Source organism: Halogranum roseipondis (genome assembly GCF_059695585.1).
The window spans coordinates 1,019,202-1,040,486 of sequence record NZ_CM185235.1; the positions used below are offsets into that span (position 1 = coordinate 1,019,202).

15 protein-coding genes and 1 tRNA gene are annotated in these 21,285 nt (G+C 62.5%); 7 read left to right on the forward strand and 9 right to left on the reverse strand.

Annotation, left to right across the window (positions count from 1 at the left end; translation table 11 throughout):
* Positions 1-21: 21 nt before the first annotated feature.
* The 3 genes from EOHIBHHM_RS05520 to EOHIBHHM_RS05530 form a co-directional block, all read right to left on the reverse strand.
* Positions 22-642 (reverse strand): DUF7504 family protein, encoded by a 621-nt coding sequence (locus EOHIBHHM_RS05520; protein WP_497255397.1) that lies wholly within the window; start codon positions 640-642, stop codon positions 22-24.
* A 99-nt stretch (positions 643-741) separates the two neighbouring features.
* Positions 742-1,020, reverse strand: a complete 279-nt coding sequence (locus EOHIBHHM_RS05525; RefSeq protein ID WP_497255399.1) for a DUF7854 family protein — start codon at positions 1,018-1,020, stop codon at positions 742-744.
* A gap of 8 nt (positions 1,021-1,028) precedes the next feature.
* Positions 1,029-4,718 (reverse strand): LAGLIDADG family homing endonuclease, encoded by a 3,690-nt coding sequence (locus tag EOHIBHHM_RS05530; protein WP_497255401.1) that lies wholly within the window; start codon positions 4,716-4,718, stop codon positions 1,029-1,031.
* A gap of 334 nt (positions 4,719-5,052) precedes the next feature.
* Between EOHIBHHM_RS05530 and EOHIBHHM_RS05535 the strand changes: the two genes are divergently transcribed.
* Positions 5,053-5,886 carry a CHRD domain-containing protein gene (locus EOHIBHHM_RS05535; RefSeq protein ID WP_497255403.1) on the forward strand — a complete coding sequence of 278 codons (834 nt, stop codon included), beginning with the start codon at positions 5,053-5,055 and terminating at the stop codon, positions 5,884-5,886.
* Between the two features lie 137 nt (positions 5,887-6,023).
* Positions 6,024-6,803, forward strand: a complete 780-nt coding sequence (locus EOHIBHHM_RS05540; protein WP_497255405.1) for a hypothetical protein — start codon at positions 6,024-6,026, stop codon at positions 6,801-6,803.
* On the opposite strand, the gene EOHIBHHM_RS05545 is transcribed toward EOHIBHHM_RS05540, so the two are convergent.
* From EOHIBHHM_RS05545 to EOHIBHHM_RS05565, 5 genes are all read right to left on the reverse strand, one after another.
* A complete protein-coding gene (locus EOHIBHHM_RS05545; protein ID WP_497255406.1) occupies positions 6,804-8,306 on the reverse strand; it encodes a glycosyltransferase family 2 protein in 1,503 nt (500 codons plus the stop codon). It lies immediately after the preceding gene.
* A 217-nt stretch (positions 8,307-8,523) separates the two neighbouring features.
* Positions 8,524-8,596 (reverse strand) — tRNA-Pro (locus tag EOHIBHHM_RS05550).
* Positions 8,597-8,653: 57 nt separating this feature from the next.
* Positions 8,654-10,507 carry an SLC13 family permease gene (locus EOHIBHHM_RS05555; protein WP_497256920.1) on the reverse strand — a complete coding sequence of 618 codons (1,854 nt, stop codon included), beginning with the start codon at positions 10,505-10,507 and terminating at the stop codon, positions 8,654-8,656.
* 139 nt (positions 10,508-10,646) lie between these two features.
* Positions 10,647-12,161 carry an aldehyde dehydrogenase family protein gene (locus EOHIBHHM_RS05560; RefSeq protein WP_497255408.1) on the reverse strand — a complete coding sequence of 505 codons (1,515 nt, stop codon included), beginning with the start codon at positions 12,159-12,161 and terminating at the stop codon, positions 10,647-10,649.
* Positions 12,162-12,280: 119 nt separating this feature from the next.
* Positions 12,281-14,392 carry a DEAD/DEAH box helicase gene (locus tag EOHIBHHM_RS05565; RefSeq protein WP_497255411.1) on the reverse strand — a complete coding sequence of 704 codons (2,112 nt, stop codon included), beginning with the start codon at positions 14,390-14,392 and terminating at the stop codon, positions 12,281-12,283.
* A gap of 189 nt (positions 14,393-14,581) precedes the next feature.
* Here EOHIBHHM_RS05565 and EOHIBHHM_RS05570 point away from each other — a divergent pair, with 189 nt between their 5' ends.
* Positions 14,582-14,785, forward strand: coding sequence for a DUF8106 domain-containing protein (locus EOHIBHHM_RS05570; RefSeq protein WP_497255413.1), 204 nt, complete (start codon positions 14,582-14,584; stop codon positions 14,783-14,785).
* Here the strand turns inward: EOHIBHHM_RS05570 and EOHIBHHM_RS05575 are convergent, their stop codons facing one another.
* Positions 14,786-15,166 (reverse strand): cupin domain-containing protein, encoded by a 381-nt coding sequence (locus EOHIBHHM_RS05575; RefSeq protein WP_497255415.1) that lies wholly within the window; start codon positions 15,164-15,166, stop codon positions 14,786-14,788. It lies immediately after the preceding gene.
* Positions 15,167-15,262: 96 nt separating this feature from the next.
* On the opposite strand from EOHIBHHM_RS05575, the gene EOHIBHHM_RS05580 reads away from it, so the two are divergent.
* The 4 genes from EOHIBHHM_RS05580 (at position 15,263) to EOHIBHHM_RS05595 (ending at position 21,283) form a co-directional block, all read left to right on the forward strand.
* Positions 15,263-16,450: a M50 family metallopeptidase gene (locus EOHIBHHM_RS05580; protein ID WP_497255417.1), complete on the forward strand. Its 1,188-nt coding sequence runs from the start codon at positions 15,263-15,265 to the stop codon at positions 16,448-16,450.
* A gap of 89 nt (positions 16,451-16,539) precedes the next feature.
* Positions 16,540-17,016 (forward strand): cupin domain-containing protein, encoded by a 477-nt coding sequence (locus tag EOHIBHHM_RS05585; protein WP_497255419.1) that lies wholly within the window; start codon positions 16,540-16,542, stop codon positions 17,014-17,016.
* Positions 17,017-17,886: 870 nt separating this feature from the next.
* Complete coding sequence (locus EOHIBHHM_RS05590) at positions 17,887-20,409, forward strand: DUF499 family protein (RefSeq protein ID WP_497255422.1); 2,523 nt, start codon at positions 17,887-17,889, stop codon at positions 20,407-20,409.
* The gene (locus tag EOHIBHHM_RS05595) at positions 20,393-21,283 is read left to right on the forward strand and encodes an alkaline phosphatase (protein ID WP_497255424.1); all 891 of its coding nucleotides are present in this window, start codon (positions 20,393-20,395) and stop codon (positions 21,281-21,283) included. Before EOHIBHHM_RS05590 ends, EOHIBHHM_RS05595 begins: the two co-directional genes overlap by 17 nt.
* Positions 21,284-21,285: the final 2 nt, after the last annotated feature.

Genomic DNA, 21,285 nt, shown 5'->3' on the forward strand with positions numbered 1-21,285 from the left:
TTGAATTAAATCTATCGTCAGCTACCGAGAGCGGACGGTCCACTCCTCGTCCGAGAGGTCGACCGCTACGTCGCACAGCGAGACGAGTCGTTCGACCGTCTGTTCGTCGTGGACACCCGGGTCGAGGTGGAAGTGCGCCCGCGCACCGGCGGCGTAGAATCTCCCCGAGAGGACGTGGAGGAACTGGTAGACGGTCTCGACGTCGACGTACTGGAGCATCGCCGTCAGCGAGTCGAGACAGACGGTCGTCGGGTAGTCGTTGTCGTCCCACCGTCGGAGGTAGTCGTTGATGCGGATGCCGAGCCCGGTGAGGTCGGTCGGGTTGGCGACCGTCTCGATCGGGCCGGACGGTCGACTCTTCTGCGGGCGAGCGGCCGTCGCAGACCGAGGCGACTCGCCGACGCTCACGATCCCGAGGTTCGCCGGTCGGCCGTGACTGTGCGTCCGCCACCGTCGGAGCCGACTGTCCGGAGAGCGGGTGTACGCCACCCAGAGGAGGTTCCCCGGGGGATCGTCGGTCGGGCGGAGCAGGTCGGTACAGCACGCTTCCTCGTCGTCCGAGAGCGACGGCGAGAGGAGGAGCACGCTCGACGCCTCCTCGAGGGCGTCGACACCAGTGAACTGTCGTCTGTTAGCTGTCACCCTGGATCACCCCACCGCTGGTTGTCGATACTTCTCGGTCTGTCGACAAAAGCGTTTACCTTCCACGGATTTCGGCGAGTGGATCGCGGTCGGCAGCGGTCACCCGAGGCGTTCGAGGTCGAACGAGACGTCGTCGACGTCTCGGAACGCGCGAACGCGCTCGCGAGCCTCCGGTTCGGTGCTCGCGACGACGACCGTCCCGTCGACCGCGTCGTCGCCGGTCGCCCGGTACGTCGTCCGTGGGTCGTCGTCGAACTCGGTGGCGTACGTCCGCAGCACCGTCGCCACGCGTCGTTCGGTCGTCGCGAGGTCCGTCTCGCCGTCTTCGAACGCTCTGAGCGCGTCTTCGACGTTTCTGAGCGCGGAGATTCGGTCCATCGCTGGAGTTACGTGGTCCGGAGGTGGTCGGTCTTCGGTTCGTACACTTCGCCCTTCCGGCGGAGTTTCTCGATCTCTCCGTCGGCCTTGTCGCGCCCCATCCCGATCTCGTCGGCGCGGTCGAGCACCTCGTCGATGGGTGCGCCCTCCTCGAACTCCTCTTCGATCTCGCTGATCAGCTGTTTGAGCGTCTTGATGCGGTCGCGCTGGCTCTTCGAGGTACCGGTCTCGACGACGTCGGCGTCGAACTGCCCCGTCTCGGGGTCGACGCCGATATCCTGGAGACACGACCGGACGATCTCGATGACGCGGTTGGCGTCCTCGGCGGACACCTCGTCGGAGAGGCGAACCCGCGCGCTCGCCTCGGCCAGTCGGACGAGCGCCTCGAGTTTCCGGGCGGTGACCGGGACGGGGGCGTCCTCGTCGGCCCCCTTCGCCCGCAGGTCGACGTAGAACTCGCGGATCGCCTGCTTCGCGTCCTCGGTCATCGTCGGGAAGCAGTTGCGCTTCGAGAAGGCGATGTACTTCCGGAGGAGTTCGGCGTCGATCTCGGGGGCGACCTCCTCGGTGACGGAGTCGACCTCCTCCTCGGTGAAGTTCGACGTCGGCACGCGCGTCCGCTGGGTGTTCAACTCGCCCGCGTAGTTGGTTTTGAGGATGTGGTCTGCGAGTTTCCCGTCGTGTTCGGGGTCCGGCTGGTCGGTGACGGTGAAGATGAGGTCGAACCGCGAGATGAGCGCGGGTTCGAGGTCGATCTGCTCGCCGATCGGTTCGTACTGGTCGAATCGCCCGTATTTGGGGTTGGCCGCGCCGAGCAGCGAACAGCGGGACTTCAGCGTCGCGTTGATGCCGGCTTTCGAGATAGAGATCTTCTGCTGTTCGAGCGCCTCGTGCATGGCCGACCGATCTTCCGAGCGCATCTTATCTAATTCGTCGACCGCGGCGATTCCCTTGTCGGCGAGGACGAGCGCCCCCGCTTCGAGCGTCCACTGCTGGCCGTCGCCGAAGTCGTCGCGAACGGCGGCCGCAGTCAGACCGGCCGAGGACGAACCCTTTCCCGAAGTATAGACAGACCTTGGTGCAATATTCTGAATGTACGAAATCATCTGAGAGTTGTGAGAGATGACTCCGTTCGTCAGGTAGTTGTGCGTCCCTTCGACCTCGAGATCGTAAACCCACTCCTCGGTCGGCTCGGCGAGTTCGATGGATTCGATCCGATCCCATGCAATATCGTCAGTAGCGAGCGATCGTAGTGCCTCAACGTCTTTCCGTGCCGCGATTCCCTCTCCGAGGCGATCGAGGATCACGTCCGAGGCGTCGTCGACTTTCCCCCCGTCCGGAACGACTTCTTCGCGCTCGTAATAACTGACCGCTGTTTGGGTGACGTCCATTCCTTCTGCGAGATCGTGCTGGGAGATGCCGAGCGCCTCACGCGCATCGACGACCGCCGACCAGCTCCCCTCTTCGATCCTCGATTTGAGGCGTTGAAGCTCCTCGATCCGGTCCTCGAACGCTGACAATACTCTGTGGAAGTTCTTCCTGCTCGGGTTACGGTCCCCCCGCTCGTAGTGCTGATAGGTCGTGCGCGGAACGTTGCAGTCGACCTGCGTCAGACCGAGTGCTTCACGAAGTCGTCGAAGTTCTGTCCCGACGTCGGGGACGACTTCGACGTTCGTGTTTCGCGCTACGCTCTCGAACTCTCTGGCCGCCGTCGTCTTTCTGTCTGTGATGAAACCCACACGCTTGACGTACCGGACGAAGTTCTCACCAGAGAGACGGAGACGATACTCGTCGGGCTCTTTCGGCATGAACTGAGACCGGATTCCGAGCGAGAGGAGGAGGCTTCTGACGCCACGGAGTAGTTCGGGACTCATCGACGAAATCGTCAGCTCACGTTCCGTAGTCGAGACGTGGACTTCACTGTCGACGTACGCGCGGACGAACTCGGCGCGGATGCGAGGTCCAGCCCGGAATATCGCGCTCGGAACGCGTTGGTCCGCCGACGCATCTAGTATCGCGGGTTCGAGGTTGGCAAGGAAGTCGACGAACTCCCCGGACCCAGAGTAAATCTCTTTTGCGGACTTCCCCTCGTGCGATGCACGTTCCGTGTAGTTCAGACCGAGTTCAGAGAGCGCCTCGGCCACGTCGTCGAGGATCTCACGGTCGTCGTTCGTGACGGAGACGTATCCCGTGTTATCGGGACGTTGTTCGACGTACCCTTCCCCGATGATGTATCCGACCAGCCGAGCGAGCGACGCCGTCCACTCGTCGGGGAGCTCCAGCCTCACGGCGTTGTAGGACTTCGACTGCCGGAATCGAACGTCGATCGCGTCGTACGACTCTGTAGGAACGCGCTGCGGGACGGCGACGAACTGCCCGTCGCTGAGTTCGTCCGCTCGAACTGCGTCGAACCGTCCTTCGGATTGGACGAACAGTGGATGCGACGGCGTAACCGTGATTTCCGTTCCGCTGGCTGTTTCGATCCGATACATCGATTCGGGCGTTTCGCGTTTCCACACCTTCGTCGCGCGTTGCTTGACTAACGACCCGTCAGCTGTGAGCGACGGAACCGCGAAGTCGACGTCGTCCCAGACGCCGTCGTCGACGGGTTTCGGGTCGTCGAGATTCTCCTCGACGAGTTTTCGGATCGGTACTTCCGACCCGTCAGCGAGGGTGACGAGCGTGTCGCCGTCGACACACTTCCCCGTACCGGGGTCCCCGATCAGGAGCATGTGGAGGTCGCCACGGATCCGCGATCCGTCGGGGAGATGTTTGGTCACGCCGGAAAAGAGCTGGAGGATCATCGCGAGTTTCTCCTGGTCGTAGCCGTAGATGGCCGGCGCGACGGAGGCGACCATGTCCTCGTAGATGGTGTCGCGCTCGGAGAGTTCGACGATCTGCTGTTTGTCCTCCTTGGTGATCTCCATGTCCTCGAACTCCTCGTCTTCGATGTCGATGGCGACACCGTCCATGTAGAGATCGAAGATGGCGGACTTCTCCTGGCCGCTCTGCTGCTGTTCGATGTGGAGGACGCCCGTGACGGTGACGTGGTCGCCGGCAGTCACCTTGCCCGTGACGTCGTCTTCCATGTTCACGTCGATGGACTGGGGGGTCTCGCCGCCGCGGAGTCCCTCGGGGCTCTCTTGGACGCGAATCTTCTGGGAGTCGATGAACTCCGACTGGTCGAAGTTGACCCGGAACGGTCCCTGTCGCTCGCACCCCTGACACTCGTGTGGTTCCTGGAAGTTGCCGTCGCTCTGGGGGATGTAGGTCATCGTCCCGCAGCGTTGGCACTCGAAGGCCGCTTCCGTGATCTTCGGGCGGACGTCGGTCGCCTTCCGGACGATCCCCGACACCGAGATCAGTTTCCCGATGTGGTCGTCGTGGACGCGGATCGATCGGATGTCGACGTTGCGGTCGATGTTGCGGAGTCGGACGTGTGCCTTCCCGAGTTTGACGTCGGCCGGGAGGTCGTAGAGTCGGAGGGCCTCCTCGGCGTACTCGCGCAGCTGGTCGGGCTGGTTGAGATAGTCGTCCGCGAGGTCCGTGTCGAACCGATAGAGGTCCTCGTAGTCGACGTAGAGCGACCGCTGCTCGTTGGGGTAGTTCTGAGCGAGTTGACCGATGGCGTCCCGATAGTAGTTGCGGTAGAACTGGATGAACCGCTCGGTCAGCTCTTGGTTCTGTGCCTGAGCCATTGAGGCGGAGTTATGGCCTCATCGTGTAAGAACTGTCGCCTTGGAGCGGAAGTGGTCTGGCGGAAACCGCCACCCGGAGCCGTCGTGACGCCGCAGCGTCACGTCTGTCCGCCGTGGACGAAGAGGACCGTCGTAGTCGGGTGGGAGCTGCCGATCGGGAGAGAGTCCGTCGCGAGGTACTGTTTCCCGAGGACGTCGCCGACGAGGGCGTCCGGTCGTCGGCTTGTGACGCCGTCGAGGTGGCTGGTACTGTTCGATAAACAGAGAACAAATCCCGACAGTCGCAGGTTAGTTGACGAGTACCTATCGGTCGATACGTGGACAGTTTCAGGGTATGACACGCAGGCGCGACGTACTCAGGCTCGGCGCGGGAATGGCTGTCCTCGCGGGGGTCGGCTCCGCCGCAGGAACACTACAGGTCGACGACAGCGCCGGTTCACAGCGGTCGCCGCGGTTCTACAGCGCGGGGACGCTCGGCGGCGACGCGGAAGTGCCACCGGTCGAGACCAAAGGGACGGGAGCGACGTTGGTCCGCGTGAGCGACGACGGCGAGGCGCTCCACTACGTCCTCCTCGTCGCTCGCATCGAGGACGTCACGCAGGCACACATCCACCTCGGAGCAGCGGACGAGAACGGGCCGGTCGTGGCGTTCCTCTTCGGCCGCGAAGACGAAGACGGAACCCCGGTCGAGGCACTGGAACAGGGCGTCACCGAGAACGGCGTGCTCGCGGAGGGAACCGTCACGGCCGACGACCTCGTCGGACCGCTCGCGGGGGCGTCGCTCGCGGATCTCGTCGACGAGATGGACAACGGGAACACCTACGTGAACGTCCACACCGAGGCGGTGCCGAGCGGAGAGATCCGCGGCCAACTCGGCCGGGTGAGTCAGGTCACCATCGAGCTGACCGAGACCGAACGGATCGAGGCGGGCGAGGGGATCGGCGTCGCCGCAAGACGGGTCGCGACCATCCGGGTCAGCGAGCAGAGCAGGACTGGCGTCGGGGACGGACAACAGACGACGGAGACGTCCGGGACGGACGACACGCCAGAGCCACCGGAGACCCCTGAACCGCTCGAGACGACGGAACCGCCGGAGACGTCCGAGCCGCCGGAGACGTCCGAGCCGCCGGAGACGGACGACGACAGCGGGAGCGGTAACCCGTCGTAGGACTGTTCGGCGTCGTCTCGAGTCGCTGATAGCGAGTCCACGATGCTTCCCTAGAGTCCTCTGTGTCGCTTCTGTGGAGATTTCCGACCCGGCCCGAGCGGCGTCGTTATCTCACTTCTCACCGTAGTTGAGATAGCGTGCCAGAACGATCGGAGTACGGACGTCGCGAACTTCTCGTGGGTCTCGGCGCTGTCGTCACGGGCGGCGCGGTCGTCACGGCCGGCGTGGTCGGTGGACGCGTCCGAGAGCACGGGCTTCGCACCCCGGCCGAACAGGACGTCGAAGCCGCCGCCGAGACGACCTCCGAGGTCCGCGATGGGAGTGTACCACCCGTCGTGACCGAACGGGACGAGGCGACCCTGTTTCCCCTGGTGACCTACAATAACCGCACCGGCGAGTACGACGTCACGATGCCGGTGAACCTCCGCTTCGATCTCGCCGACTCGGCGTACGATCTGACGGACGTACAGAACGGCATCGGCGTCGGCGACGGGTGGACGCAGGTCGTCGCAGCCATCGGTGAGTTCTGGCCGACCAAGGACGCGAAACCGGCCGAAGTCTGGTGCAGGGAGTCGAGGCGACTCGTTCCGCCGGTCGGTAACTATCGGAAGCTGCTCGATCCTCTCGGTCCGCGGATCGGCTACCATCTCTATCTCTGGCCGGTCTACAGCGACGGCGACCTCGTCGGCGTCGCTGCACAAGCGCACACGGACATCGGTACCGTCACCGACCACGTCGGAGGCGAGTTCGACGAAGCGGCGGCGGCCGTGAGTTCGGTCTTTGCGACCGCGGGATGGCGCGTTACGAGCACCGAGTTCGACTACGGAGTCACGCCCGGCTACCTCGACTTCTGGGGACCGACCGGGGACCGAGTGATTCGTCCGCCAGAAACGTCGTTGGTCGACCCCGGGCGGTAGTTAATCGCCGCCGGCTTCCGGACTCGGCTCGTGGGAAGTCTTTCTGGGAGATGATCCGTCGGTGACCGTCGACGTGTACCGGAGAATGAACGGCGTCGAGAGAAACGACACCGCCCACAGCCCGACGAGCAAGCCGACGCTCGGGCCGTTGCGGTGGAAGACGAGCGAGCCGACGAGGAAGAGTCCCACACCGATCTCCGGAAGCGTCTCGGTGACGCTCTCGCGCCAGCCGAACTCCCGGGCCGTCTTCCGGGAGGGAGTCCAGACCATCGCGCCGAACAGGAGCGCGACCGTAACCCGGAGGCTCATCCCGAGGACGACGAGCGTCTCCAAGACCGCAGTGACGAGGAAGCGACCGATCTCCCGGTAGGCGACGACGCTCCGGTGAAGGAAGATGAAGGCGAAGACCGCGGCCGCGAAGGCGACGTTGGGAACGGCGGCGGCGGCGACCCGCGACTCCACGGCCGCGAGCAGCACCATACTCAGGAGGATCGGCGTCACCGTGTAGAACATGATCGGGATGAGGCAGTTCAGTCGCGTTCCCGTGGAGACGTCGGGGTCGGCCAACAGCGGGAGCATCTGCCGGTTCGCTCGCACCCACCGCATGGTCCGAACCCGCAGTGCGTGGAGGTCCAGTGGGAAGCCCTCGTACGAGAGCTCGTCCACGACGACCGATCGCCAACCCGCCTTGTCGAACTTCACCGTGAGCACGAAATCCTCGCAGATCAGCTGTTCGTCGTACCCGCCGGCGTCACGAACTGCGTCCGTGCGGATCAACCCGCCCGACCCCCAGTAGGTATTCTGTCCGTAGACGAGTTTCATCACCGGAGGCGAGATGCGCGTCGACCACTTCACGCCGCGACCGACGATCCGCGCGAACGGCGTCGTCGCCAGCTCCGGGTGGACCTCTTTGAGTAGCTGGAAGATACCGATGTCGTCGTTCTCGGGGTGTTCGGCGTGCTCCACGAGGCGCGTCACGTTTCCCGGAGCGAGCATCGTGTCGGCGTCGAGCGTGAGAAAGGACTCGTACTCGTCTCCGTAGTCGGTGAGCCAGTCGTTGACGATCCCCGACTTCCCGCCGCGCGAGGTGTCACGCGTGTAGTGCCGCCACTCCTCGAAGTTCCGCTCCGCGGCGATGGCGTCCGGGTCGTCGCTGTCCGAGAGGATCCAGAGATCGACGGGGTAACTCACCGCCTCCTCGGTCCGCTCGACGCACAACGGAATCACGTCGTTGTACGTCGTATAGAGGACGGCGACCCGGGGGCGATCGTCGCCGACGGACTCCCTGGGAAGCGTCTCGCCCGAATACGCGAAGTGGTAGACGAAGTTCGTGAGGAGCAGCGCGAACGGGAGGAACGCAACCGCTGCGAGTCCGTAGTAGCCGTAGTCGACCACCGTACTCGGGGCGACGAGCCACCACTCGACGACCACCAGGAGTACCCAGACGCAACTGATGACGGCGACGTGTGCCCGCGGGCGAAGCAGCGGACTCGAAGGTGTCACTGAACTATCTATTACTCGTCGACAGTTAAAGAGATGGGGGTGTGATTCCAGTCCCGCTCAGTTTCGAAACGCCACGTCGTCTCCGAGTGGCCCGAGCGACTCGCTCGTCGCGTCGGCCGCTTCTTCCGGATCGTCGCGACGATCACTCAGGGCGAGTTATCGACAGCTGTAGATCCCGCTATCTGACTGATTGGCGACTCGTGAAGATTAGTACGGATGGGACCGCCCGGATTTGAACCGGGGTCACGGGCACCCAAGGCCCGAAGTATACCAGGCTAACCCACGGTCCCGCATGTACATCAATACCCGACCGCTTGTAAAGCGTTTCGTTCCCCAGTTCATCACGCTCAGGGCCGGAGTCCGAAGAAGAACGCGATGCCGAGCGTCGTCACGACGGCGAACAGCAGTTGGAGCGGCGCGCCGACGCGCATGTAGTCCGTGAACCGGTAGCCGCCGGGACCGTAGACGAACAGGTTCGTCTGGTAGCCGACGGGCGTCATGAACGCCGTGCTCGCCGCGAACGTGACGGCGAGGATGAACGCGAAGGCGTTCGCGCCGAGCGTTCGTGCCGCCTCGAAGGCGACGGGGATCATCAACACGACGCTCGCGTTGTTGCTGATGACGTTCGTCAGGAGCGCCGTGACGACGTAGAACACGCCGAGCACCGCCAGCAGGGGGAGGAACTCTCCGGTCATCACGACGAACGCCGCCAGCAGCGCGGCCGCGCCCGTCTGTTCCATGGCGATGCCGAGGGGGATGACGCCCGCGAGGAGGAAGACGACGTCCCACTGGACCGCGTCGTACACCTCTGTCGGTTTCAGACACCCGGTCGCGACCATCGCCAGCGCACCGGCGAGCGCCGAGACGACGATGGGGACGAAGTCGAGTGCGGCGAGGCCGACGACGACGGCGACGATACCGACGGCGACGACGATCTTCGACTCGCGGTAGTCGTGGCGTTCGATCTCCTGGGCGACGATGAAATCGCGGTTCTGGTCGAGTCGTTCGATGCTCTGGGTCGTCGCCTGCACGAGCAGCGTGTCGCCGACGCGCAGCGGGATGTTGTCCATCCGCCGCCGAATGAGTTCGCCGCCGCGTCGGAGTGCGAGGACGGTCGCGTCGTAGCGCTGGCGGAACGACGCCGAGGCGAGCGACTCGCCGACGAGTGACGAGCCGGGAGCGACGACGACCTCGACGAGGTTCTGCCCGCCGGCGGCGGCTTCCAACTCCGCCTCGTCGACGACGACCTCCGGCACGAGGTCGAGCCCTTCGACGTCCAGGAGTTCGACGAGCGTGTCGCGGTCCGTCCGGAGGGCGAAGACGTCGCCGACCTGGATCTGTTTCGGCCCGAGCGGTTCGAGAAACACTTCCTCGTCGCGGACGAGTTGGATCAGGTCGACGTCGAACTCCGTCTCCACGAGCGCCGTCTGGACCTGCTGGCCGACGAGCGGGGAGTCTTCGCGGACGGTCACCTCGGTGAGATACTCCGCCATCTCGAACTCCTCGGTCAGGTCGATCTGCGGTTTGATTCGCTCGGGGAGGAGATACCGGCCGACGGTGAGGAGATACACCGTCCCGACCAGCGAGACGACGAGCCCCAGTTGGGTGAACTCGAACATCGAGAAGGCGTCGAGGCCCGTTCCGGGATACTCCTGCCCGAGTCGCTCCGAGAGCTGGGAGGCGAGGATGTTCGTCGACGTGCCGATGAGTGTGAGCATCCCGCCGAACATCGACGCGAACGACAGCGGCATCAGCAGCTTCGACGGCGACGTCTTCCCGCGCTCGGCGAGGTCCGTCACCATCGGCAGGAGGATGGCGACAGCGGCGGTGTTGTTGATGAACCCCGAGATTGGGGCGACGAGACCGATTATCGCTCCGAGCTGTTTCGACTCGTCGTCGCCCGTCAGCGACGAGACCTTCGCGCCGAGGATCTGGATGACGCCGGTTCGCTGGACGCCCTCACTGAGGATGAACATCGCGAGGACGGTGATCGTCGCCGCACTCGAGAACCCCGAGATCCCCTGTTCGGGCGTGATCGTCTCGATCGGCGCTCCGAGGAGACCGACCGACACCAGCAGTTCCGAGACGGGCGGAACGAGCATGAGCGCAACCATCACGCCGATGGCGGTGATGTCGACCGGGACGGGTTCCGTCGCGAAGAACAACAGTGCGAGGAGGATGATGGCGAAGACGACGACCATCCCCGGCGTTATCGCGACCACGTCGTCTGCGACGGCACCGGTCGGCAAAAGGATGTGGGAAATCGGCGTCGAAACCGTCACTCGACGGTCGGGTCGGTGGTCGGGTCGGCGAGAGGGGATTCGGTGTGGACGCGAGCGGTCAGAACGGGTACTCTCGGGGGTCGCGCTGGACGCCGATCCACTTCGGCTGCGTGAACTCCTCCAGCACGTGTTCGCCGTTGAACCGGCCGATACCCGAGGCCTTCGTTCCGCCGAACGGGACGTGCGGTTCGTCGTTCACCGGCATGTCGTTCAGGTGGACCATCCCGGCGTCGACGCCGTCGGCGACCGTCTCGGCCCGTTCGCGGCTCTCCGAGAACACCGACGCCGCCAGCCCGTATTCGGTGTCGTTGGCCAGTTCGACGGCCTCCTCGTCGTCCGAAAAGGGGATGACGGGCGCGATCGGGCCGAAATGTTCGTTGCACGCGGCGGCCATCTCGTTGGTCGCCCCCGAGAGCACCGTCGGTTCGACGAACAGGCTGTCGGCGTCATCGACGTCGACACCGTCGGGGACGACCGACTCGCCGCCCGTCTCGAGCGTCGCACCCGCGTCGACCGTCTCCGCGACGTACTCCAGCATCTCGTCGCGCTGCGACTCGTCGATGATGGGCCCGACGACCGTCTCCTCGTCGCGGGGGTCGCCGATCGGCAGCGACGCCGCCTTCTCGGCCAACTGCTCGACGTACTCGTCGTAGATCGACTCGTGGACGAGGTGGCGGTTGATGGAGATACAGATCTGCCCCTGGTGGAGGAACGTCCCGAACGCGCCGGCTGCGACCGCCTGCTCGACGTCGGCGTCCTCGAGGACGACGTGTGGACCGTTGCCGCCCAGTTCCATCGCCGGGAGCGCGAGGTTGTCGACGGCCTGTTTGGCGACCCGTCGGCCGACCGGCGTCGACCCGGTGAACGCGACGACGCTCGCCTCGGGATGGCCGGCCATCCGGTCGCCGATCTCCGACCCCTCGCCGGTGACGACGTTCAGGACGCCCTCGGGGAGTCCCGCGGCCTCGAAGAGCCGGGCGAGGAGTAGCCCCCCGGTGATGGGCGTGTTCGAGGCGGGTTTGAGGACGACCGAGTTGCCGGTCGCTAGCGCGGGCGCGACCGCCCGGATCGACAGATGCAGCGGGAAGTTCCACGGCGAGATGACGCCGACGACGCCCATCGGTTCGCGCTTGACGAGGTTCTCCTTCCCCGCGACGTTCGAATCCTTGTAGTCGCCACCCATCCGGGCCGGGAAGCTCGCCGCCTCGCTCGTGATGCCGACGGCGGACTGGAACTCGATCTGTCCTTTCAGCTGGCTGCTGCCCGCTTCGACGGCCAAGAGGTCGAGGATCTCCTCGCGGTGCTCGCGCATCACGTCTACCGCCGCCGAGATCACCGCTGTCCGTTCCGCCGGCGACCGATCGGCCCACGCCGCCTGCGCCTCGGCGGCCGTCTCGTACGCCTCGTCGACGTCCTCGGTCGTCCCCCGCGGGACCTCGGCGAACGCCTCGCGGGTCGCCGGGTTCGCGACCGGGATCGTCTCGCTGTCGGCGTCGCGTTCGCCGTCGACGTAGAGCGTCGTCCAGTCGTCCTCGGGGTCGAGTGCGACCGTCGACTCGGAGTGTTCGGACATCGTACTTCGTGGTTGGGGAGTCGGAAAGAAGAGGCGTCTGGAGACGGTGATTCGGAGGGTGAACGTGCGGTTTTTGGCCGTCGAACGACCGGTGAAGTGCCTTCGGGCCGAGGCGCCCTCTAGTCCTCTTCGTCGGCCAGCTCCATCTCGGCGACGATGTCGTACGGCTCTAACCCCGACCGGATGCCGTCGAGGATGCGGAACGCGTCCTTCGGCGAGAGGAAGTGTCGGGTGACGACGCGACCCAGCGGCGTCGGCTGGAAGCCGTCGATGAACTTCCACTCCAGGAGGCGGCCGAGCGCCCGCTTCGTGTCGATCTCGCCGAGCATCCGGTCGTTGAGTCGCTTGGCGCGTTTGCCCGCGACGGTGATGTTCGCGAGCGTCTCCTCGACGGCGGCCGACTCCGTGTAGCGCGTCAGGACGTCCTCCATCTCGCCCTTCAAGAGTTTGATCGCTACCTCGTCTTCGGTCATGTCCATACTGCCGTGGTAGCGGCAGTCGGGTTCGACGAGCATGTAGACGATACCGCGGTCGTGGAAGTCGGGACGGCCGGCGCGGCCGAGCATCTGGCTGAACTCCTGGACGGAGAGCCACTCGATCCCCATCGCCAGCGAGTCGAAGACGACCTGCGAGGCCGGGAAGTCGACCCCGGCGGCGAGGGCGGCGGTGGTGACGACGGCGGCGAGTTCCTGGTCGCCGAACTGTCGCTCGACCTGCTTCCGGCGACCGTAGTCGAGCCCGGCGTGGTAGGGAGCAGAGGAGTACTCCAGTTTGCGGGAGATCTCGTGGCAGCGTCGCCGGGAGTTGGTGAAGATGATCGTCTGTCCCCTGAAATCCTTCGACGACTTGCGGTCGAACTCCCGTTTGACCAGTCGGTTCTCGATGCGGGCTTTCTCCTGGCCGTCGACGAAGGTGAGGTGACGTTCGATGGGGACGGGCCGCTCCTCGAACTCGATGAGCGTCGCCCGCAGGCGCTTGGCCAGCCACTCGGGGTTGCCGACGGTCGCCGAGAGGTAGATGTACTGTGCGCCGTCGTAGCTGTCGCGCCGCTTCGCGCGCTCCTCGCAGTAGTACTTCAGCCGGGAGATCATCCCGTCGAGGCGGTGGCCGCGTTCGTCCTCCTTCAGCGTGTGGACCTCGTCGATGACGACGGTGCCGACGTCGCCGAGATCTTTCCCCGTCCGCAGGGCGTGGTCGATACCCTCGTAGGTGCCGACGATGATGTCGGCGTTGGGGTCGAACCGATTGCCGTCGTCGTTGATACGACTCGCGCCGACGCGGATGGTGACGTTCAAGCCGAGGTCGCTGTACCGCTCTTTGAAGTCCTCGTGTTTCTGGTTGGCGAGCGCGACGAGCGGAACCAGAAACAGGAGCTTCCCGTTGCCCTTCAGCGCGCGGTCGACGCCGGCGAGTTCGCCGACCAGCGTCTTCCCGGTCGCCGTCGCACTCACGACGAGTTGGTCGTCGCCACCCGCTCGCGGGCTTCGCCCGCTCGCGTCGTCCGTAGAACTCCGTTCTACGCTCTCGAACAGACCGTTTCGGACCGAGAGGCTCTGGACGGGCAGCAGCGTCTCGAACCTGCTTTCCACCTGCTGCTGGAGCTTCGGGTGGAGATCGAGGTCTGCAGTCCGGACGGGGTTCACGTCGTCGACGGTTGCGCCGATCTCGTCGAACTTCGTCAGGTCGGGGTCGAGGTCGCCCTTCAGGAGGTTCGTGATACGGTCGAGATCCTGCACGTCGAGTAGCAGGTCCTCCAATCGGTCCTGGGCAGCCCCAGTGAGTCCACCCTTGAACGACAGTTCGCGTTCGAGTTCGCGGGTCGCACAGTCGGGACAGATGTAGTCGCGGTCGGCCTTGATCGCGGTGTCCTCGGTGATCGGCGAGTATCGGCCGCTGCCGGCGCAGTACCGACAGGTCCGGACGACGAGCGCCTCCAGCTGGTAGCCGTCGAGCATCTCGCGGAGCTCGTCGCGGCCCGTCTGAGAGGTGTGATCGGAGATACGGATTCGCTTGGCGTTCCGTGCGAGTTCGACGAACTCGTCGGGGCTGCGCGGCTTCTCGCTCGAACCGTCTTTCTTCCGGAACTTGCCCGGACGGGGACCCGCGTTCGTCTCCTTCAGTTCGAGCACGCCACGGAAGACGCGCTCGCCGTCGCGGGTGACCACGACCTGGAATCTATCGCCGAGTTCGTGGAGGAACAGGGTGTCCACCTGTGCGACCTGCTGAGACACGAGTTACGTTACGAGCACGGGGTATTTCAGGGACACGGTAGCGTCGGCACACGCCGAGTCGGACACGGACCGTCGACGAGCCCGAGTTCTGTGGAACCACGTGCCAAACCAACCAGTACCAACACGAACGATACACAAAATCCATTAGATAGTCAACTATTTACGCTTTTGTCCCGGACGACGAATCGAATGTCGAGCATTGACGAACGAACCCCGACCGCCCGTCCACCGAAGACGGTTCTCATCTGCCCCTCCTGCGGCCACGAGAGTCCACTGTCCGGCGACTGGAGACTCGAGACGCGAGAAGACGAGTCAGCGACGTCGACGGCGTACGTCTGTCCGCGCTGTTCGTCGGTCGTGACGCGGCGACCGACGTCCGGTCTCGGAGAGTAGTCAGTCCTCTACGAGGTCGATACTGTCGTCGCCGTTCGGGACGGCACACAGGAACGCGCCCTCCAGTTCACTCTCGTTTCGATACCAGTGGACCGTCCCCGCCGGGATGAGAAGCGAGTCGCCCGCGGCGACGGTGTACTCCTCGTCGCCCATTCCGACCGTGTACTCACCAGCGAGCACGTACTGTTCGTGTTCGACCTCGTTGGTGTGTTTCGGCACCGACGCGCCCGGCGCGAGTGTGAACCGCCGGATCGCGAACTGTGGTGCGCCGTCGGAGTCGTCGAGGAGGACGCCCTTCTGCATCCCGTCGGCCGCACCGACCGTCTCGTACTCGACGTCGCTCGCGCGCTTGACGACCGGATGAGGAGTCGGATCGCTCATAGAGTCGTCTACGGGGTCGGTCGGGTAAGCGTTGTCCCCGACGGAACCGTCGCTGTCGTGCCCGAACTTAAGAGTCCGCCCCGACTAGAGGGAGGTATGCGAGGCATTCGGATCGGGAGCGCGTTCGGCATTCCCATCAAACTCGACTTCACGTTCCTCCTGGTGTTGCCGTTCTTCGCCTACCTCATCGGGGCGGACGTCGCCAACCTCACCGGGGTGATGAACGACCTCTTCGGCACCAGCATCGCCGTCGGTCCGCTCACGAGCGGGTCGATGTCGTGGATCGTCGGCGTCGCCGCCGCCCTCGGGCTGTTCCTCGGCGTCCTCCTCCACGAGTTCGGCCACTCGCTCGTCGCTCGGAAGTTCGGCTTCGAGATCGAGTCGATCACGCTCTGGCTGTTCGGCGGCGTCGCCCGCTTCGTCGAGATACCCGAAGACTGGAAACAGGAGTTCTACATCGCCGTCGCCGGCCCCATCGTCAGCGTCCTCGTCGGCGTCGTCTCCTACGTCGGCTTCCTCGCGGTTCCGGAGAGCCAGGCGGCCGTCAAGTTCGTGCTCGGCTATCTCGCGATGACGAACGTCGCGCTCGCCGTCTTCAACATGCTTCCGGGCTTCCCGATGGACGGTGGCCGCGTCCTCCGGGCGCTCCTGGCACGTAACCGCCCTCACGCGAGAGCGACCCAGATCGCCGCCGAGGTCGGCAAAGCGTTCGCCTTCATGCTCGGCATCTTCGGCCTGTTCGCGAACCTGTTTCTCGTCGCCCTGGCGTTCTTCATCTACATCGGAGCCTCCAGCGAGGCCCAACAGACGGTGATGAAGGCCGCCTTCGAGAACGTCGTCGTCCGCGACATCATGACCGGTCGCGAGGACCTCCACACGGTCACCGAACAGACCACCGTCGCCGAACTGATGGAGCGGATGTTCCGCGAGCGCCACACCGGCTACCCGGTGATGCGCAACGGCGCGCTCGTCGGGATGGTGACGCTCAACGACGCCCGCGGCGTCAACGAGGTCGAACGCGACGCCTACCGCGTCGAGGACGTGATGGCCGACGACGTCACCAGCATCACTCCCGACGCCGGGGCGATGGAGGCGTTGTCGACGATGCAGCAACACAACGTCGGCCGCCTCCCCGTCGTCGACGTCGACGGCGAGCTCGTCGGACTCGTCTCCCGAACCGACCTGATGACCGCGCTGAACATCATCCAGACGACCGGGGCGCTGAACGCGACTCGCGCGACCGACGGCGTGGGCGAACGGTCGTCGCCGTTCGAAGCGCGGTAGAAGCGACTGGGGTAGCGAACTCGTCTTCCGCTCTTGTTCGCGGTGACAGCGGCCGAACGCATTTGTTCTCCTCGGACGACCGGGTGGACGTGAAGAAGATCGCTATCGACGACGTTCCCTCGACCTCGTTCGAGACCGACCTCGACCGACGCGGCTTGTCCGACCCGCTGGGAACGACCGGGTTCGCACTCAACCGCTATCGACTCGCACCCGGGCAGCGGCTCTCGACCGGGCTGCACGCCCATGCCGACCAAGAGGAGGTGTTCGTCGTCGTCGACGGCGAACTCACCTTCGAGACGGAGACTGGAGACGTCGTCGTCGACGACGGCGGAGCGATTCGGTTCGCTCCCGGTGAGTTCCAGTCGGGAAAGAACGCTTCGGACGACGACGTCGTCCTGTTCGCGGTAGGCGCGCCACGGGGGACCACCGACATCCGCGTCCCAAAGGAGTGTCCGAAATGTGACCACAGAGAGATGCGCGTCGTCGCCGGTGACGAGGGTGACAACCTCCGGTGTCCGGAGTGTGGCCGTCTACTAGAGAACCCGCCGCCACGGGAGGAGTGGTGACATCGAGAGACGAGCAGGCGCGAGAACCGAAGATGACAGTACTCTCAACTGGACTCCGTGCACGGCTGCTGGGTCGTGCTTATACCACGTAACCACATCGACAGGGGTGTGAGTTCCGCAGATACGGTCATTGTCGGATTTGAATCGCTACTGCCACTGGTCTTCGCCGGATGTATGCTCGGCATAGTCGTGTTGTTCATCCGTCTTCAACGGTGACAACCGGTGGAGAACAGACGTAGAACGATCGAAGGAGAGAGTAGTCTCTGGAACGTCACGCTACGAGAATCGAACTACGTCCGAGAACCTGCGTTCGCGAAGAACCTCGGTCTACTTCAATTCTCTTAGTATGGACTTCTCCTCACTTGCTGTCTACTTGCGGTGCTCGCTACCGCGAGCACACGCTCACTGTGTGACGTTCGGAAGAAGGTCCAGGTGCGAGAATCGAACCCGCGTCTCAGCCTCCACAAGGCTGAAGGATGGTCCACTACCCCAACCGCCGACGAATTGCGCTGAACCGATTTTCACTCGCTCTACCACAGATTACGTGGGGCGACCAGTATAAGTCCTCGTGTGTCAGCCCCATAGGGCATCGCATGTTCAGTGTAACATCGGATGAAGACAAGGTGGACAGAATGTGACGGCTATGCGTTACAGATGACATTTTCCCCGAGGCAACATTCTTCCCACGGATTCATCTTTTTGTGGGGTTACGTGCGTACGCCCGACACAAGGAACATGAGAGAACAATCTGACAATTGTTATGCAATTGGACGGGGTTGGATGTTATTGATAACCACAGGTTGGGGTGGTCAGCGGCCCTGCACGACGTCGTGGAAACTCTGAAGTATGTCACCTACGCAGAGGGACATCATGACTATCTCGAATCTCCTCACGCCACGGGGAGAGGTGATTGAGGGGAAATTCCAAGGAGTTCTTCAGGCTCACAAAGTTGGTGATTCTTCGTCCAATGATCGGCTTGAGAACGATCCACGTCGGTTACTCTCAACGACGTATCCTTCTAACGCACTACGAACGGGGTTCGAACACGTCGACAACAAGCTCCAAGGTCGTGACAGTCAAGGCGGTATCATGCTGTCAGGGCCATACGGGGCGGGTAAATCTCACGGGCTGCTCACTCTGTACCATCTGTTCAATAGGCCCGACATTGCGCAAGACTGGCTCAATGAGTGGGAAATCCCTCTCAACCTTCCTGACTCGGCCCGTGCATCCATCCTTTCTACGAGTAAGACTGACGCTGACTTCATTTGGGAACCGATTTTCAACGAGCTTGGCAAGGGAGAAATTCTCGATGACGTCGAACGCTATCCAACGACTGACCACATCGAAGAACTCGTCGATAACGAACCTGCTGCCATCTTCTTCGACGAAATCGAGACGTGGTGGGAATCTTTCGATGACGAGGCTGACGAAGAGCTGCTCAACCGTAACGAGTTCTTTATTCAGAATCTGCTAGAGGTCGCAAATGATCCCGATGAACAACTATTCGTTTTCATTACACTCCTCGACAAGAGTCAAGACCTCAAGCGTATCCTGAACCGAACGAATCCCTACGCGGTCGATCTTAACTCGACAGGAGATCGTGAACAGATCATCCTCCATCGCTTGTTCGAGACTTCACGGGATGAGCTTGATGAAAACGCGGTGCGAGAGATCGTAAAGAGATACGTAGATAATTACACCTACCCCATCGAGATTGATGAGGAGAAACGCTTCGAGAACCGAATGGTGGAAACCTATCCATTCCATCCTGAATTGCTTGACCTTCTCGACAGTCTCTACGAAGGGGGACGGGAGCGACAGAGTGTTCGAGGTGCGATGAACGTTCTCGCAGATACAGTACGTCGGCTCTACGACGAGACAGATCTCATTATCACCTCTGACATCGAAGCAGCGGCGTTCCGTGGCATCAATCAGACGCTGTTCAACCGCTACGTTTCTGATACAGACGCCGTCAAGGATATCGAATATGGAGAGAGTCTTCTCAAAACGATCCTCCTCTATACGCTTGACGAACGGTCGCAGATGGCTTCAGTCACGCAGTGTCTTCTCGGCACTTACAAACCAAAGAAGACGTCTGTGTCGAAATTGGACATGTCTTTGGGTAGTCTGTACGGGACCGCCCACTATCTCGACCGTGACGCACAGAAAGAGAACTACTACATTACCGAGGATCCCAAGCTTACGGCACTCGTCACTCGGGAACAAGAGCGAGTGCTCAACGGAGACCATACAGCCATCGAGTCAAAACTCGTTGAGGTTGTTCGCGACGATGTTTGGGACGGCGACGTCTCTGTGTATCCCGATGAGGAAGTAAGCGACTCAAAGGACCTCTCGGTGGTGGTAACGCTTGATAATCTCTCAAATGGGGCGTTGACAGCAAAACTCAACGACTTCTTCGAGGGACGGACCTATCAGAACACGGTCCTAATCGTCACGCCGAAGCAGAAGGTTCGAGAAGACGACGATGTCATCAAGAAGACCGCTCGCGTGCTTGGCGCGGAAAACTTGCGCGGAAAGGTTGACGATGAACAAGGTGAACTCGAGAATATTATCCGCGACGAGCGGAGGGAACTTCGGAACGAATTAGCGAACCGATACGGAAGTTGGGTGAAATGGAGCGAAGATCCGAGCGGTGGCGTTCGGATGCGGAAGAAGACAGTTATCGCTGACGTCGAAGATGTGAAGTCGAAGGTCGGACGTGACAAGAACTACGTCGGCGAGAGAATTGTCGACGAGGTAAAAGAGGCACAGAATGGTATCACAGTCGCCTCGATGCTTAACGACTTCCGCCAGTTCCGTCGGATGCCCGTTCTTCTCGACGAGAGCGTATTCTACTCTGCACTAGGCCAGCTATATCGGGACAAAAAAGTTGTTCTTGAGAGCGATCGTGCGAAATTCTACGCCAAACAGAAGGGAGATGCTCTTCCCGAACTAGAAGGAGAACTGACGATTCACCATCCGAGCAACCTCGACGAGTCCGTCTATACCAAGACGAAATCGACTACTGTGGAGGTGAGTGACCCCAACGACAGCACAGCAATAACCACAGGTGGGGGGGATGACATAACCACCAGCAACGGCGGTGGTGGAAACGGGAGCACCACAACGAACCCGCCGAATAGTGGAGGAGGTGGGACAACCGCAACGCAAACCGAGACGAAGACAGTTACGTTGGAGGGTCCCGCGGCCCGTGTCTTGCGAAGCAATGCTGAGGCTCGCGTGAACGGGGACACAGATACGGTGACGCACATCGACCTCTCGTACGACGTCGACGACCTCTCCAAGGATGAGCTGATTGAGTTCCTCGAACAACTCCCGAGCGGAAACCACATTGAAGCAACGGTGGTGATGGAACGTGAAGTTCGAGAATGAAGTGCTAACACGGCTGGTGGACGACGAGAATCCTGTCGACACTGTTTGGGATGCAATATGGGGAATTTGGTCCCCCTCGGCAGACGACGTTACCTCGCACTACAATCGCGAGAAGCAGTTGGTCAATTATGAGCAGTTGCTCCTCGAGGTCTACAGCGAGTTCTACACCGAGGTGCTCCCAAATCGGTGCGTCAACGATGCTTCCATCGAGATTCCCGACGATGGTGCGTTCGTCGTTATGGACGGAATGAGCGTCCGTGAAGCCGCGTTGTTTGTTGATCAACTCAAAGAAGGCGGATATGATCCCGCTGTCGGTTATTCGTTCTCCACCGTTCCCTCAGAGACGACACCCTACCGCGAGCGAGTGGGCTACAACGATCTGAAAAAAGAATACAAGACCGCGAACGTCAAGAGTCAGGAGCCGTCACTCGACGGCGACGAGCATCTTGTCTGGTGTCGCTTCCCCGATGCCCTGGTCGAGAACATCCAAGAGGGCAAGACAAAGCTCTCGTCCATCGAAGAGATGTACGAGAAGACAGAGACCACGTTCTTTCGTGTTCTTGACCAACTTGATGCTGAACGCGTCGTCATCGGGTCTGATCACGGCTACGCCCGATTAGATTCGGGTCATACGTTCCACACCTCAGACAACGACAAGAAGCGCCTCCAACAGACCTTCAGTGGGCGCTTCGAGAGCGTCGGTGACGTGAACGCCGACGACTTAGTCGATGATGGATTGGTCGTAGAGGCTGACGGGTACTACATGCCCATCGGTCGCTACACGTGGCCCGCACGCGGGAAATATTCGACGTTCCAACACGGCGGCCTCAGTCTCCCTGAGTGCATCACCCCCCGAATCGAGGTAACTCTCTAACG